Source organism: Halomonas sp. AOP27-A1-41, from assembly GCF_052378605.1.
GTDB lineage: Bacteria > Pseudomonadota > Gammaproteobacteria > Pseudomonadales > Halomonadaceae > Vreelandella > Vreelandella citrativorans.
Window position 1 is genome coordinate 1 of sequence record NZ_JBQSXT010000009.1, and the last position, 13,859, is coordinate 13,859.

Below are 13,859 nucleotides of genomic sequence, written 5' to 3' on the forward strand. Positions count from 1 at the left end.
GCTTTCGTTGTTTAGAAAATTATTTCGTCTAATCAAGGGGGGGATGATGCCTGCCTACGCTGTTGCTCTCATTCGAGAAACTCGATTCGATCCTGAGGTTAAACAATATTTAGAGCGTATCGACGCAACGCTCGCTCCTTTTTCAGGTAAATACCTCGTGCATGGGGGGCCATACACGCCACTTGAGGGCTCGTGGGCTGGCGATATGGTCGTCATTGAGTTTCCTACTATGGAACAAGCTCAAGGGTGGTATGACTCTGATGCTTATAAGGCGATTCGCCCATTTCGTACCCGGCATACCGAGGGCGATGTGCTGTTGGTTCAGGGCGTGCCAGAGGGGCATAAAGGTGCGGATATCCTGGGTTAGCGATACCCGCACCTAACGCGCCGACCTTGATAGTAAGAAGCTGCTTCCTGCTTTTAAGCCGGTTCAGATATTTGTGTGTCTCGCCATGTCATCACCTGCAACTCATCAACGAGCCGTTCGACTTTACTTATTGCGTCAGCAACTGACTTCGCCAATACCTCCCCGCCCACTTCCTGTCCTTCAATGGCGATATAGTGAATTTGAGTGATGCCAATAAACTTCAGTGCAGTGGCTAAATTGGGCTCCAGGTGGTTGATGTGCGCCATCTTTCCACCGATATCAAAGCCTATCCCGCCTCTGGCGGTAAGAACAACCGCATGCCTTGGCCGGTCAGCAAGCTTTGGAACGTAAGGATCAGTCGGGTTACTCTCATCGATATCCACCGTTCGACCAGGGCGCACTACCTGATCGACCCATGCTTTTAGGGCGGCAGGCATGCCGAAGTTATAGAACGGCGTGCCGATCACTACGACATCTGCGGCGATTAATTCATCAACCAGCTGGTCGCTTTCTGCTAATGCATCCCTCATCCAGGGTGCCCGCTGTTCTCCAGGCGTGAAAGCCGACGCGATCCAGTCGTGGTTAAGAAAGGATGGCGGGTGTTGGCCTATATCTCGATAGGTGATCATGTCTTGCGGGCGGCGTAATTGCCATTGTTTGGCAAACTGATCGGTAAGGTGACGGCTGTGAGAGCCATGATTGTCTGTTCCTGCAATACCCGGGCGGGCGCTGGCGTCTATATGTAGGATATGTGGCATGATAGTCTCCTGTTCTGAGATGAACTCATCTATGATTAACAACAGACGTAGCTTAGACTTGGCTTGTGAGCCGTAACAAACGATCTTTTCTTGCAGGTATAGATGAGTAAAACTCATTCATGAATTCTCGACGATTACCCTCGCTTTCGGCACTTCGCGCTTTTGAAGCGGCTGCTCGCCATGAAAGTGCTAAACAGGCGGCGCTGGAACTTTCAGTTACCGCCACCGCCATTAGCCATCAGGTTCGCGGGCTTGAAGAGGCTCTGGGCATTGCGCTGTTTGTACGCAGGCCCAGGCAACTGGAATTGACGCCGCAAGGCCGCGAGCTGCAGCAGGTGCTGGAATCTTCATTCGACAATATCAGCAACACCATTGAGCGCTTGAGTACCATGCCCGAGCGCAGGGGCATTACGCTGACAACCACACCGGTGGTGGCCGTGCGTTGGTTGTTGCCCTGGGTTTGCATACTGCGCGAATCTCACCCAAACATTGACCTGCGAATCCATGCGTCCCACGAGCCCGTTGCGTTAGATGGGGTAACCGCCGACCTTGCCATTCGGCATGGCGATGGACGCTGGCCAGGGTTAGTAGCCGAGAAGCTGTTTGATACCACGTTGATTCCGGCGTGTAGCCCACAGCTTGTTCAGCATGCAGGGGAGGATCTATCGAAGTATCCGTTGATTCACTTTCGACCCCAGGGAGTAATTATATCGCCCATGGATTGGCCGGGTTACCAGAAAACCGCCCAGATTCCAGGGTTGAATGTCGGCGCCGGGCTGGCTTTTTCTGACGAAAGCCACGCTATTTCAGCGGCTGTGGGAGGGCAGGGTGTCATGCTGATGAGCCGTCAACTGATTGAAGATGAGCTGGCCGAAGGGCGCCTGGTACACCCTTTTGGCCCTGAACTTGAAGACCGAGCCTTCTTTTTGGCCTACCCGGAAAACCGCCGCAACGATCCAACGATGTTGGCGCTTCGCGACTGGGTGATGGCAGTGCCTGGCAGGCTATCAACGCCTTCGGCTTGATAGTATCGTATTTTATACCGTTATCTTGCGTGACCTGATGCTTCGCCGTCTGTGAGTTTCATGGCGGAGTCTGATTTGGCTCAAATAGCGAGGCTGGGGGAAGCGTCAAAAAGAGTGGCGGAAGAGCGTGGGAGTCGAACCCACCAAAGACTGCTGGCAGCCCCTGCCAGATTTGAAGTCTGGCCGCCCCACCGGGGGTCGATCCTCTTCCTTGAGCGGTTGCCTGGTTCCACAGGGCAGTACGGCGAATGTAGCGTTCATCTTGCACCCGGCGTGTAAAACCTATCCTATCAAAGAATTCGAGAATATGAATGGCCAATTTGCGTCCGGTACCGATGCGGTTGCGGAATTCTGCGACGCGAATAGTGCCGTGCTCGTCCATCAGCTTACGCGCGATATTGGCCAGTTCATGTGTCGCTGAGGCGAGGTAGAAGTGGTCCTTGCGTACCTGGTAGAGCCTGCCGAGGCGAGCGCAGGCTGTTAGCACCTGGCGAACACGCTGTTCATCAAGCCCACCGCTTGCTGCCAGGTCGCGAACCCGGGGTGGCTGGAAGGGGGCTTCCGCGAGAAGAGGTTCGAGCCGTTGCCAGAGCGCCTCGTCATGTTCATTAAGTGCTGCGCGATGGCCAGGCAGAGAAATGAAGGGCCCATTGCTATCAAGCTGGCCCGCCTCGATCAGTTGTTTCAGCAGGCCGCGGAAGAGGGGAGCCGGTAACCGAGGGGCGGCCTGGCGATTTAGTCGCTCGCGCTCGGTCCCCAGCATGGCGGGTTCGTTCTGGTGATTACTGGCGACTACTTGGATAATCCGCTCTCTAAGCGATTCGATGGCTTCCCGGGAGAAAGCACTAACTTCGCCTTCGGCAGTGAGGACTTGACCTGCGGATGCCTCGACCAGCGGCGCTAGACCCTGAACGCTGATATTAAGATTACGCGCCATGCCAGAAAGATCCAAGCCTTCGGGATGGAGATCAAGCGCAGCACTCAGCGGTTCATGAAGATCATAAGGGGGCTTGGTGTTTGCGCATTCCGCCAGTGCCGCCAACCAGGCCAGGCGAGCGGGAGCGCGCTGACCACGGCGGGGTGGTTCGCCGTCCAGTGCGATTCCGCCGCCGAGAGTAATATGCCCACCATGATCACGGATGACGAAACGATCCCCCAGGCAGGCGTGTACCGGGCTATCACAGACCAGTTGCCCCAGCATGCTTTTGCCTGGTTCGAGTCGTTGCCCTTCGAGAAGCGAGACCCGCCCCATGAGATGGGCGGCCCCCAGGTGTATATGGACTGGCGTCCAGTGCTTGAGCGGTGGGGTAGAGTCGAGCAACCTTAGCTGGACGTCGAGGCGTTTGATGGGCGGCGTTTCCAGTGCATCGGCGACCACCCAGTCGCCGCGACGGATGCGATCTCGTTCCACCCCAGTGCCTGAAAGGTTGAGCGCTACCCGGTCACCCTGGTGTGCCTGATCGCTCTCGCGGTGCTGGCGCCGCAGCTGGCGTACTCTGGCCTTATGGCCGTCGGGTACCAGGCGCACCATGTCACCTTTGGCAATGTAGCCGCTGAGTGCGGTGCCGGTCACTACCAGGCCGGCTCCCGGCAGCGCAAAGACGCGGTCCACGCTAAGGCGGAAATGCCCATAAGCAGAGAGCGCATGCTGTTCGGCCGCCTGGGACCATAGCGTGTCACGCAGTGCCGCTACGCCTTCACCGCTATGGCTCGAGACGTCATACAGCGGCGCCTTGGCGAGCTGGGTACCTGCCAGCAGTTGGATGATCTCTTGTCTGACTTCCTGTCGCCGTAGTTCGTCGACTCGGTCGATCTTGGTCAGTGCTACCACGCCGCGGTCGACGCCGAGCAGGTCGAGAATTTGGACATGTTCGATTGTCTGGGGCATTACTCCATCGTCGGCGGCCACCACCAGCAGGGCCGTGTCGATGCCAGCACTGCCCGCGAGCATGTTATGCAGGAACCGATGATGCCCGGGCACGTCGACAAAGCCGAGCTCGACGCCTGACGCGACTTCGGGATAAGCGAAACCAGCTTCGATGGTCAGCCCACGGGCTTTTTCCTCTTTGAGGCGGTCGGTATCGATACCGGTCAGTTGCTGGATCAAAGCGGTCTTACCATGATCGACATGGCCAGCCGTGCCGATGATCATGACGGGCCCTCTTTGTGCACGTCCTGCTGCAGGGCATGGTGGTTCTCGTAGCGCTGCTTCAATATCGAGAGTTGTGACGCGAAGGCGTCGACGTCTTCAGGACGGTATAGGCAGCGCAGATCGAGATAGAGGGCGCCTTCGTTAAGGCGGCCGATGACCGGACGGGGGAGTTGTCGAAACGCTGTCTCGATGCGTTTGAGGCACCGTTCCCTGGCGCGGCGGTCACCGTTTAGTGGGCGCCAGACCAGCGCGTAGCTTGGCAACCGGTCGACGGGGAGCGAGCCGCTGCCAAGCTGACTCACGCAGGGGGCCAGGGTAACATCGATGTCGTCGAGCAAAGCCTGGGCGGAGGAGAGTAAACGCTCGCCGGTCGCCGCAATCTCGACGTCAGTACGCGTCAACATTGCCAACGTGGGAATGTCTCGCTGGGGCGCGTCACTGTCACGATAAAGACGCAGGGTGGCTTCCAGGGCGGCCAGGGTCAGCTTGTCTAGGCGCAGGGCACGTTTTAATGGATGGCGCTTGATCGTATCGATAAGGTCACGGCGGCCAACAATGATGCCTGCCTGCGGGCCGCCCAGTAGCTTGTCGCCGCTAAAGGTGACGACATCGGCTCCGGCGGCGATTGCCTCGCGAGGTTGCTCTTCATGGGGCAGTCCAAGCGCGGAGAAGTCGGCTAGTGCGCCGCTGCCCAGGTCAACCATGAAGGGGACTCCCTGCGCGTGTGCAATGCTCGCCAGTTCGCGCTCGGGCACGCTCTTGGTAAAACCGGTGATGGCGTAGTTGGAGGTGTGTGCCTTGACGATCAACCCGGTGCTCTCGCCCATGGCGGCCTGGAAATCCTTGGCATGGGTGCGGTTAGTAGCGCCTACCTCATGCAGCCGACAGCCCGCCGCGGCCATGATGTCGGGCATGCGAAAGGCACCGCCTATCTCAATCAACTCGCCGCGTGAAACGACCGCCTCGCGGCCATCGGCCAGAGCGCTCAGGGCCAGTAGTACAGCGCCAGCGTTATTGTTGACCACGGTGGCTGCTTCGGCGCCGGTCAGCTCGCAAAGCAAGGGTTCCACCAGGCGGTCGCGGTCGCCACGGCCGCCGCTCTCCAAGTCGTACTCAAGTGCCATGGGATGGCGGGCGGCTTCGGCCATGGCCTCAATGGCGGGTTCGGCAAGTGGCGAGCGGCCGAGGTTGGTATGAATCACCGTACCGGTCAAATTGAATACGCTGCGGCTGTTAGGCCGTACCAGCTGTTCCAGGCGCTCAAGTACTCGGGCAGTGAGTGTATCGACAGAGAGGGCGGCAAGTTGATGCTCGGCAGCCTCGGAACTACCCGCAAGGCGCGAGCGCTCGCTCTCAAGGGTTAGGCGAATGGCCTGCCTGACCAGGTGCCCACCATGGCGCTGCTGGGCTTGCTGCAGAGTGGGGTGGGTCAGCAGAGTGTCTACGGCGGGCAGGCTGCGTCGAACGTCCATTGTTGTTTTCAATCCATGCCGGGATTCAAATCCCAAGGTATAGCATGGCTGAGCGCGGGTCGTCCATGGTCGCTCGGGGATGCCCTTATTCGCCAACGATGAGCAGCGGGTTGAAGCCGCTACGAAAATACTGCTTTTCCTCGGCAAGCAGAAGATCCAGCGCTAGGCTCGCAAGGTCATCAGCGAGGGGGTCAGCATGTGCATCGAGCTCACGTGGCATGATTTTGAGATAGGAGTGACAGTCGCCACAGGTCTCGGCCTGAGTGGGGAGCAGGCGCTCGCCGCTCTCGTCCTCAAGGCTCAGGTAGTCAAGCTTACCGCTCTGATCGCAGACGCTGCACTTGGAGCGCTCCAGATACCATTGTGTCGCGCATAGCCCACATTGCAGGTAACGCACCCCGCTGCGTTTAGAATCGATCTGAATGATGCTTGCCACCGGCAATGAGCCGCAACAGGGGCAGATCGAACGGGCCTCGGCGGAGGGGCGCTTTGGCGGTTGGGGCAGGGTGCGCGCCAAGCGCAGCCAGGCTACTTGCAATGCTGCTGCTATCAAGGGCATCAGCCCACGGCTTGCTTCAGGGCCGGGGCGCGCTTCCAGCACTTCCTGGGCAAGGCGGTCGATTTCCTCCCTGGGCAGCTTACGCAGGGTGTCGAGCAACGGCCGCTGCGCCTCACCGACATGCAAATCGAGGCCATCGAGAAGTGCTGCGAGTTCACTATGAAAATCGATGTCGCGGCAAAGCGCTTGGGTACCCAGCGGCGGCATGCCGTGCTCCAAGGCCAGCGCAAAGGCGTCCGGCTCGGGCAGCCACGCTGGGGTATTGTGCTCAAGTGCCCGCTGCTGTGCTTGGGAGAGCTGTGCCATAAAGGCCAGGAAATCACGCAGCGGTTCGATACGCTCGGAGAGGTCATGCAGGCGCTGTGCGCGCTGGGCAAAGTGCTCCTGCTCGGGCAGCACCACGGAGGGGGGATCAATAACGCCCATCGGGGCATTGCCATATGCGTGATTCACTTGGGCTCCTCTCTTGTCATGGTCGTGTGCGGCTGCTTGGTCATCTCGCGCTCCTTGCGCTCTTTGTCCATTTCCTCCTCGTACCATAAATCATGATGATGTTTCGCCCAAGGCTTGCTGACCCGGCCACGAATCATGGCGGTGAACGACCCCTTCACCCAGATACCCGAGTAAATGTGGATGATCAAGGTAATGATCGCGAGGAAAGCCACATAAGCATGCCCAACGGCGGCCAACCGACGTAGTGTGATGGGGACGGCATCGGCAAAGTAGGGTTGCCAGATGAGTAGACCGGTTACCAGCAACAATGGCACGCAGAGCACCATGATCCAGTAAACGAGCTTCTGCCCGGCATTGTTCTTACCTACCGGCGGCAGACGCTCGTCATGATTACTCAGCACGTCCTTGATCTGCTTGAGCCACTGAATGTCATGGCGCTTGATCAGGCTCACCTTGAAGAAGCGGATCACCATGATCACGAAAAATAGCGTCATACACAGCCCAATATACGGGTGCAGGATGCGCGTCATGATCGGGCCGCCGAACAGACCGGTTAACGACCAGAAGAAGGGGTGAAAAAAGGGCAGCCCACTGAGCACCAGCATCACGAAGCTGATCGCGACGAGCCAGTGATTGATGCGTGAAAACGCATCATATCGCAGGATGCCTGGATCGGATTTGGCATGCGGTTTCGGCTCATTCATGGCTGTTTCTCCTCAGGCTCCTCGTCCTCCACTCCTTCTTCCACCTCTTCCGGTGTTTCCTTGGGGCCTGCGGTGAGGTAGTGGAAGAACCCGGCAAATGCGGCAAGCCCGATAGCTGCTGAGGCCAGCGGCTTGGGTATACCTTTCCAACCCTCGACCAGAGGACTGATGCGCGGGTCCTTGGGCAAGCCGCTGTAGATCTCCGGTTTGTCGGCATGTTGCAGCACGTAGATCACATGGGTACCACCCACCCCTTGAGGATCATAGATACCGGCATTTTCAAAGCCACGTCCTTTGAGAAAATCGGTGCGCGTCTCAGCGAGATCGAGCATGTCCTCCTTGGTGCCGAACATGATCGAACCGGTAGGGCACGATTTTACACAGGCTGGCTCCAGGCCATGAGAGACACGATCAGAACACAGTGTGCATTTATAGGCCTTGGAATCCTTTTTCGAAATCCGTGGAACATCAAAAGGGCAGCCAGTGACACAGTAGCCGCAACCGATGCAGTGCTCGGAGTTGAAGTCAACGATGCCGTTGGCGTATTGGACGATAGCGCCAGGTGCCGGGCACGCCTCAAGACAGCCCGGTTCGGCGCAGTGCATGCAGTTGTCCTTACGGATCAGCCACTCCAGGTTGCCTTGCTCGTTCTCGTGCTCGTTGAAGCGCATTACCTGCCAAGAGTCGGGCGTAAGGTCAGTCGGGTTGTCGTATTCACCCACACATTCACCCACCTCGTCACGCAAGTCGTTCCACTCTGAGCATGCCACCTGGCATGCCTTGCAACCGATGCAGCGGGATACATCAATCAGCTTAGTGACAGTTTCAACGCTGCCGCTTCGCCTTTGAGGCGAGGGTACTGAGGTCGCTGAGCGGGCGATGATATTCTGCGAGTTGATTTGTTCCCCACGCATGCTCTCCTCCTTGCGTTATAGCTTTTCGACCCGTACCAGAAACGACTTGAACTCCGGCGTCTGGGTATTGGCGTCACCTACAGATGGCGTCAGCGTATTAGTCAGGTGAGCCTGCTTGGTTTCGCCCAGATAACCCCAGTGAATCGGGATGCCTATCTGGTGCACCGTGTGCCCCGCTACCTGCAATGGACGAATACGCTTGGTCACCACCGCCACCGCTTCGATATGGCCGCGCTTGGAGCTGACGCGGACTCGGTCACCTTTAACAATGCCCAGTTCGTTGGCCAGAATTTCGCCAATCTCCACGAATTTTTCCGGCTGGGCGATGGCGTTCAAGCGGTTATGCATCGTCCAGTAGTGGAAATGTTCAGTGAGACGATAGGTGGTCGCCGCATGCGGAAACTCCTCGAAGGTGCCGAAGTTGGCCCGATCCTGCTCGAACACCCGCGCGCCTGGATTGTTCTTGGCCAGTGGGTTGTTGGGGTGCATCGGGTTGTTGGCGATGGGCGTTTCAAACGGTTCGTAGTGTTCCGGGAAAGGCCCTTCGACCATACGGTCACGGGCAAAGAACTGCCCTCGCCCCGTCTGGTTCATGATGAAGGGGCCCTGAGCTTCTGTCGGTGCGGATTCCACCGGGAAGTCGGGAACGTCATTACCCACCCAGCGATTGCCGTTCCACCAGACGACCGCCTTGCGCTCAGCCCACGGCGTGCCGTCGGGGCGTGCGCTTGCCCGGTTGTAAAGGATTCGCCGGTTGGCCGGCCACGACCAGGCCCAGCCCAGTGTCTGGCCGACGCCGTAGGGGTCGGAGTTGTCGCGGCGGGTCATTTGGTTGCCTTCATCGGTCCAGCAGCCAGCAAATATCCAGCAACCGCTCGCCGTGCTGCCGTCAGCACGCAGCATGCCGAAATCCTCGATCTGCTCGCCCGCCCGACAGACAATATTGCGCTGCTCATCAACCACGTCCTCGAGTGCCCAACCGTTGTACTCCCGGGCTATTTCGTTGGCGCTGGGTTCTGCCGGGTAACGATAGGGCCAGCTTAGATTGAGCAGCGCATCTGAAAAGGCGCCGCCTTCGTCACGATACATCTGCTGCATCCGCAAGAAGATGCCCGCCAGAATAGCGGTATCGGGAATCGCTTCGCCCGGGGGCGGTGCCGCTGCCCAGAACCATTGCAGCCAGCGTGAGCTGTTGACGATGGAACCGTCTTCCTCGGCAAATGCGGTGGTCGGCAAGCGGAACACTTCAGTATCGATCTCGGCGGTGTTCACGTCGTTGAATTCGCCATGGTTCTTCCAGAACTCGGCGGTTTCGGTTCTCAGCGGATCGATGACCACCAAGTACTTCAAGCGGGAAAGCGCTGCACTAGTCTTGGCTTTATGCGGAAAGGCGGCCAGCGGATTGAACCCTTGGCAAATATAGCCGGTGATGTCGCCATGGCTCATCCGCTCGAAGGTATGCAGCACGTCATACAGGGTCTCGCTGAGCTTGGGCAGCCAGTCATAGCACCAGTTGTTTGTTTCGGTGGCCGCATCGCCGAACCAGGCTTTCATCAGGCTGACATGAAAACGCTCGTAATAGCGCCAGTAGGACACTTCACCAGGCAGGAGGTCCGGGCGGGAGCGATCAAGGATATAGGCGTTGTAATCCTGCTCATCGGCCTCGGGCAGCGACATGTATCCAGGTAGTAAGTCCGAGAGCAGCCCGAGGTCGGTCAGCCCCTGGATGTTGGAGTGCCCACGCAGAGCGTTGACGCCACCCCCGCGCATGCCCATGTTGCCAAGCAACAACTGAAGCATCGCCGCAGTGCGAATGATCTGCGAACCGATCGAGTGCTGCGTCCACCCCAGTGCGTAGAGGATCGTCATGGTCTTGTCGTCCACGACGGTCGCGGCGACCATGTCCCAGACGTGCAGAAGCTTGTCACGAGGCGTACCGCACACTGAAGAGACCACATCAGGGGTATAGCGACTGAAATGCGCACGCATCAATTGGAATACGCAGCGGGGGTGTTGGAGCGTATCGTCACGCAGGGCATAGCCTTCGTCGTCGTACTCGTACCGCCAAGTCTCTTTGTCGTAGTCGCCATTCTCGGCGTCGTAGCCGGTGAACAGGCCATCCTCGAAGCCGAAATCCTCGCGCACGATGAGGCTCGCGTCGGTGTAGGCGCGCACATACTCATGATGGATCTGATCGGTTTCGATCAAGTAGCTGATTAGACCGCCCAGAAAAGCGATATCGGTGCCGGTACGAATTTCCGCGTAGTAGTCCGCCACCGCTGCCGTGCGGTTAAAGCGGGGATCGACCACCACTAAACGGGCATCGTTGTGCTCCTTGGCTTCCATCACCCAGCGAAAACCAACGGGGTGCGCCTCGGCGGCATTGCCACCCATGACGAGAATAAGATCAGCGTTGCGGATGTCGACCCAGTGGTTGGTCATGGCACCGCGACCGAATGTTGGGGCAAGACCTGCCACCGTCGGTCCGTGTCAGACGCGCGCCTGGTTGTCGAGTACCACCATGCCAAGGCTGCGGACTATCTTCTGTGTCAGGTAGGCCGTCTCGTTGGTCGAGGCGGACGCCGCTAGCATCCCGGTCGTGGTCCAGTGGTTGACGGTATTGCCTGCATCGTCCTCGGCGACAAAGTTGGCGTCGCGATCATCCTTCATGTGACGGGCGATACGTGTCAGCGCGTCGTCCCAGCTGATGCGTTTCCACTCATCGGTGCCGGGTTCGCGTACCTGAGGATACTTAAGGCGCGATTCGCTCTGGATGTAGTCGAGCAGCCCCGCGCCCTTGGGACACAGCGAGCCGCGACTGACCGGGTGATCCGGGTCGCCCTCGACATGGTAGATGCTATCAATGCTGTTGATCGCTCCATCGCCGCGGCTATAGAGCAGTACGCCGCAGCCCACCGAGCAATAGGTGCAGTTGCTGCGGGTTATCTTGGCGCCGGTAAGCTTGAACTGGCGAATTGAGGCGAGCGCGGGCTCAGGTGCAAAGCCCATCATGGCCATACTGGAGGTAGCCATGCCGACGGCCCCGAGTTTAAAAAACTGTCTTCGCGTAACCTTCAGAGTCATCACGGCCTCCTGTCGTTTTGTTCTAAATGTCGTCACTTCCTGAGATGACATATCCGTTAAGCATAGTGCGTCTGTTCTTGTTTGGCGGTGCGTCGCGGTGTCGTTTGTTCAGTGAGAAGGTTGCCACTAGGGCTTACTGTTAACGGCTTATTCGGGCGAATCGGACGTGCTGCCCTGAGATTCACCGTCTTCCCGGCGCCCGCTGTCGTCGGCACCCAGCGGTTCATCCGGCAAAAGTGCTTCCTCGCGCTCAGGTGTCTCGGTTTCGTAGGTGGACCCAGCATCGGGCTGAGAGTCCGGCGTCTGGAACATGGCATCGCCCCGGGATTGACCACCACCGGTGGTCTCATCCTCCTGATCCATATTCGCCCCGGTAATGCCGCTGGTGGTACCCGCCGTGCCGGTATCTATATTCGGCTTCTCGGGCATGGCGTTGGGAAGTACGCCGCTTTCATTCTGAGGCGCTGCTGGTTCGGAGGCCTGAAGCGTGATCATGGCGCCAGTGCTTAGCAAGGCAACAAGGAGGGGGAGCGTGCGTCGAATCATGCTTGAACTCCTCGAATGAGCTAAGTCGAATGGGTCAAGGCCTCTGCCGCTGAGCGATCCACACTGGTTACTATTTAAGGGCAGCGATGCCGTATCTACCTTCTGTATAGACAGTCGCGCCGCTTGGCGCAAGAATATGGGTTAAGAGGTGTGCATCCCGTCATGGTTATTCTACTTCTTACTCCCTCTGGTACTTTTTCTCTTTGTAGAGCTCTTTTTTGGCTTGCTCGTACGCTTGGCTGGGCTGCGGACTCCATGGACCGGGTGGGTGCCAGATTTTGTGCACGGGATTAGCGGGTGTTTTCTCTATGACGGGGCCAAGAAATTCCAACACCGCTACGACAACCTCCGAAAACGCCTCCGGCACATGGTCTTGGCCAAGGCGCTTATGGAACGCCTGCCATTGTGGCTGCTTGCTGTCCACGAAAGCGGTAGAAAAAGGGTTAGTTTCAGGGAGTGCCGTATGTCGGTTAGCAAAGGTTCTTGTTATAGCGCCATCCAGGTTCGAAAGCGTGAAAGAGTGCTGCCGCGAAAGTATCCAAATATCGTAAAAGTCTTTCATGCGGCTGTTCAATTCACCCAGATGGACCATCGCCTGAAACTTCTCAGCAATGGATGATTCCGGTGTATAACAAAGAATTCTGTCGGTAGGGAAGCCTAGTAGGCCGGGAAATGTCTGCCAAGAAGGCAGCGGAAAAATAATGTCGCCAAAACCAATATCCAATTGCATGGGGATTTTGGCATTATCGAGAAATCCGGTAAACGTCACCCTAATCCCTTGATAGTCGGCGTCTTCGGTAATGGTTTCGGCTTTTAGCGTATTTAAGTCAAACGATAATCCATCATCCATTACGCCCGTAGCCAACACATCGCTCACTTGGGCCAGAATGGCATCTGGGCGATTGCTTGTTTGACCCAGCATATCGATATCACGCGTCGGCCGAATGTCCGGCCCCTGCATAACCCAAAGCAGTAGGGCACCCTTTAGCGTAAAACTGCGGTTATGAGTCGATTGGCTAAGCCGGTAAAGAAACCGCTCCATAGCGAAGTACTGTAGTAACTCTTGGAAGGGGCGTTTTTCTTCTCGGGATTTATTCAGCAACTTCTGGCGCACAGACGCGGCGATGTTTTTGGCCACCGTAGTCTCCTGTCATCTTGTTGGTTCGTTGACTGAGTGATTCCGCTCAAAGCCTGGCCTCTACATAGGGCGCCATCACCTTCGCAACGCGGCAGATGCTGGCGTATTCCATCAGTTTCCCAGGCCGGAATGTTTTACGGTTGCGGTAGAGCTCAAGCGCCTCCAGCACCACATCCATGCCGATACGGTTACGGAACTTAAAGCAGTCCGCCAGGGTTTTCTCCGGGTTGTAGACCTGTAGCGTGATGTCATCTACTTCTACCTGCTCGATGCCTGTGCTGAAGGCCTGCCCTGAGAACCGATAACCGGCCACCGGCGGATAATCCAGAACCGGCAGACGGGCATCCCGTTCCACCGCTAGATGCACTTGGTGAGGAATCTGGGTGGTAATGCCGTGCCAGTCTAGCGCCGAAATCAAGCAGAGCACGGCATGGGGAAAACGGGTGGCGGTGGCCACCAAATCTGGATTATCAATCGGGGGAAGGTCCGCCAGTCGATAGAGGCCACGGCTGACCGGCTCAATCAGCCCTTCATCACGAAGGCGATAGAACTGGTACCGGCTGATACCCAGTGTCAGGGCCTCACTCAGGCGAAGCTTACCGCCTTGCTGGCGGAACAGGGTTTGAAGTTGAGTCCGAAAAGATCGGGCGGAGCAGGATTCAGACAAAGTGTCACCACTTGTTTATA

The 13,859-nt window shown here is 57.7% G+C and carries 11 protein-coding genes, 1 tRNA gene and 1 pseudogene; 2 read left to right on the top strand and 11 right to left on the bottom strand.

Features of this window, described 5'->3' with window-relative positions; all coding sequences use genetic code 11:
• The coding region (locus tag ACT3TC_RS07740; RefSeq protein ID WP_444639656.1) for a DUF1330 domain-containing protein at nucleotides 1–367 on the top strand (367 nt) is incomplete at its 5' end.
• Nucleotides 368–420: 53 nt separating this feature from the next.
• On the opposite strand, the gene ACT3TC_RS07745 is transcribed toward ACT3TC_RS07740, so the two are convergent.
• On the bottom strand, nucleotides 421–1,242 hold the full coding sequence (locus tag ACT3TC_RS07745) for an FMN-dependent NADH-azoreductase (protein WP_444639657.1): 822 nt from the start codon (nucleotides 1,240–1,242) through the stop codon (nucleotides 421–423).
• A 2-nt stretch (nucleotides 1,243–1,244) separates the two neighbouring features.
• Between ACT3TC_RS07745 and ACT3TC_RS07750 the strand changes: the two genes are divergently transcribed.
• The gene (locus ACT3TC_RS07750; RefSeq protein WP_444639658.1) at nucleotides 1,245–2,150 is read left to right on the top strand and encodes a LysR substrate-binding domain-containing protein; all 906 of its coding nucleotides are present in this window, start codon (nucleotides 1,245–1,247) and stop codon (nucleotides 2,148–2,150) included.
• A gap of 115 nt (nucleotides 2,151–2,265) precedes the next feature.
• Here ACT3TC_RS07750 and ACT3TC_RS07755 read toward each other — a convergent pair.
• The 10 genes and pseudogenes from ACT3TC_RS07755 to ACT3TC_RS07800 form a co-directional block, all read right to left on the bottom strand.
• A tRNA-Sec gene (locus tag ACT3TC_RS07755) sits at nucleotides 2,266–2,361 on the bottom strand.
• Between the two features lie 51 nt (nucleotides 2,362–2,412).
• A pseudogene (gene selB / locus ACT3TC_RS07760) lies at nucleotides 2,413–4,302 on the bottom strand (selenocysteine-specific translation elongation factor); the annotation flags it as partial.
• The gene (gene selA / locus ACT3TC_RS07765) at nucleotides 4,299–5,774 is read right to left on the bottom strand and encodes an L-seryl-tRNA(Sec) selenium transferase (protein WP_444639659.1); all 1,476 of its coding nucleotides are present in this window, start codon (nucleotides 5,772–5,774) and stop codon (nucleotides 4,299–4,301) included. The gene selA and the pseudogene selB, both read right to left, overlap by 4 nt.
• Before the next feature lie 85 nt (nucleotides 5,775–5,859).
• Nucleotides 5,860–6,786, bottom strand: a complete 927-nt coding sequence (gene fdhE, locus ACT3TC_RS07770) for a formate dehydrogenase accessory protein FdhE (protein WP_287076750.1) — start codon at nucleotides 6,784–6,786, stop codon at nucleotides 5,860–5,862.
• Complete coding sequence (locus tag ACT3TC_RS07775) at nucleotides 6,783–7,490, bottom strand: formate dehydrogenase subunit gamma (protein ID WP_172116475.1); 708 nt, start codon at nucleotides 7,488–7,490, stop codon at nucleotides 6,783–6,785. Before ACT3TC_RS07775 ends, fdhE begins: the two co-directional genes overlap by 4 nt.
• A complete protein-coding gene (gene fdxH / locus ACT3TC_RS07780; RefSeq protein WP_172116476.1) occupies nucleotides 7,487–8,404 on the bottom strand; it encodes a formate dehydrogenase subunit beta in 918 nt (305 codons plus the stop codon). Before fdxH ends, ACT3TC_RS07775 begins: the two co-directional genes overlap by 4 nt.
• A 15-nt stretch (nucleotides 8,405–8,419) precedes the next feature.
• Entirely contained in the window at nucleotides 8,420–11,482 is a 3,063-nt protein-coding gene (fdnG, locus tag ACT3TC_RS07785) for a formate dehydrogenase-N subunit alpha (protein ID WP_444639711.1), read from the bottom strand.
• Between the two features lie 153 nt (nucleotides 11,483–11,635).
• Nucleotides 11,636–12,034, bottom strand: a complete 399-nt coding sequence (locus ACT3TC_RS07790; RefSeq protein ID WP_444639660.1) for a hypothetical protein — start codon at nucleotides 12,032–12,034, stop codon at nucleotides 11,636–11,638.
• A gap of 178 nt (nucleotides 12,035–12,212) precedes the next feature.
• Entirely contained in the window at nucleotides 12,213–13,172 is a 960-nt protein-coding gene (locus ACT3TC_RS07795; protein WP_193054153.1) for a nucleotidyl transferase AbiEii/AbiGii toxin family protein, read from the bottom strand.
• 46 nt (nucleotides 13,173–13,218) lie between these two features.
• Nucleotides 13,219–13,839: a type IV toxin-antitoxin system AbiEi family antitoxin domain-containing protein gene (locus ACT3TC_RS07800; RefSeq protein ID WP_226913521.1), complete on the bottom strand. Its 621-nt coding sequence runs from the start codon at nucleotides 13,837–13,839 to the stop codon at nucleotides 13,219–13,221.
• Between the last annotated feature and the right edge of the window lie 20 nt (nucleotides 13,840–13,859).

What these genes read in the sequence shown, in the direction of transcription:
- ACT3TC_RS07745 (WP_444639657.1), bottom strand. Translation starts at nt 1,242, where the DNA reads ATGAGTTTTACTCATCTATACCTGCAAGAAAAGATCGTTTGTTACGGC.
- ACT3TC_RS07750 (WP_444639658.1), top strand. Translation starts at nt 1,245, where the DNA reads ATGAATTCTCGACGATTACCCTCGCTTTCGGCACTTCGCGCTTTTGAA.
- fdxH (WP_172116476.1), bottom strand. Translation starts at nt 8,404, where the DNA reads ATGCGTGGGGAACAAATCAACTCGCAGAATATCATCGCCCGCTCAGCG.
- ACT3TC_RS07790 (WP_444639660.1), bottom strand. Translation starts at nt 12,034, where the DNA reads ATGATTCGACGCACGCTCCCCCTCCTTGTTGCCTTGCTAAGCACTGGC.
- selA (WP_444639659.1), bottom strand. Translation starts at nt 5,774, where the DNA reads ATGGACGTTCGACGCAGCCTGCCCGCCGTAGACACTCTGCTGACCCAC.
- ACT3TC_RS07775 (WP_172116475.1), bottom strand. Translation starts at nt 7,490, where the DNA reads ATGAATGAGCCGAAACCGCATGCCAAATCCGATCCAGGCATCCTGCGA.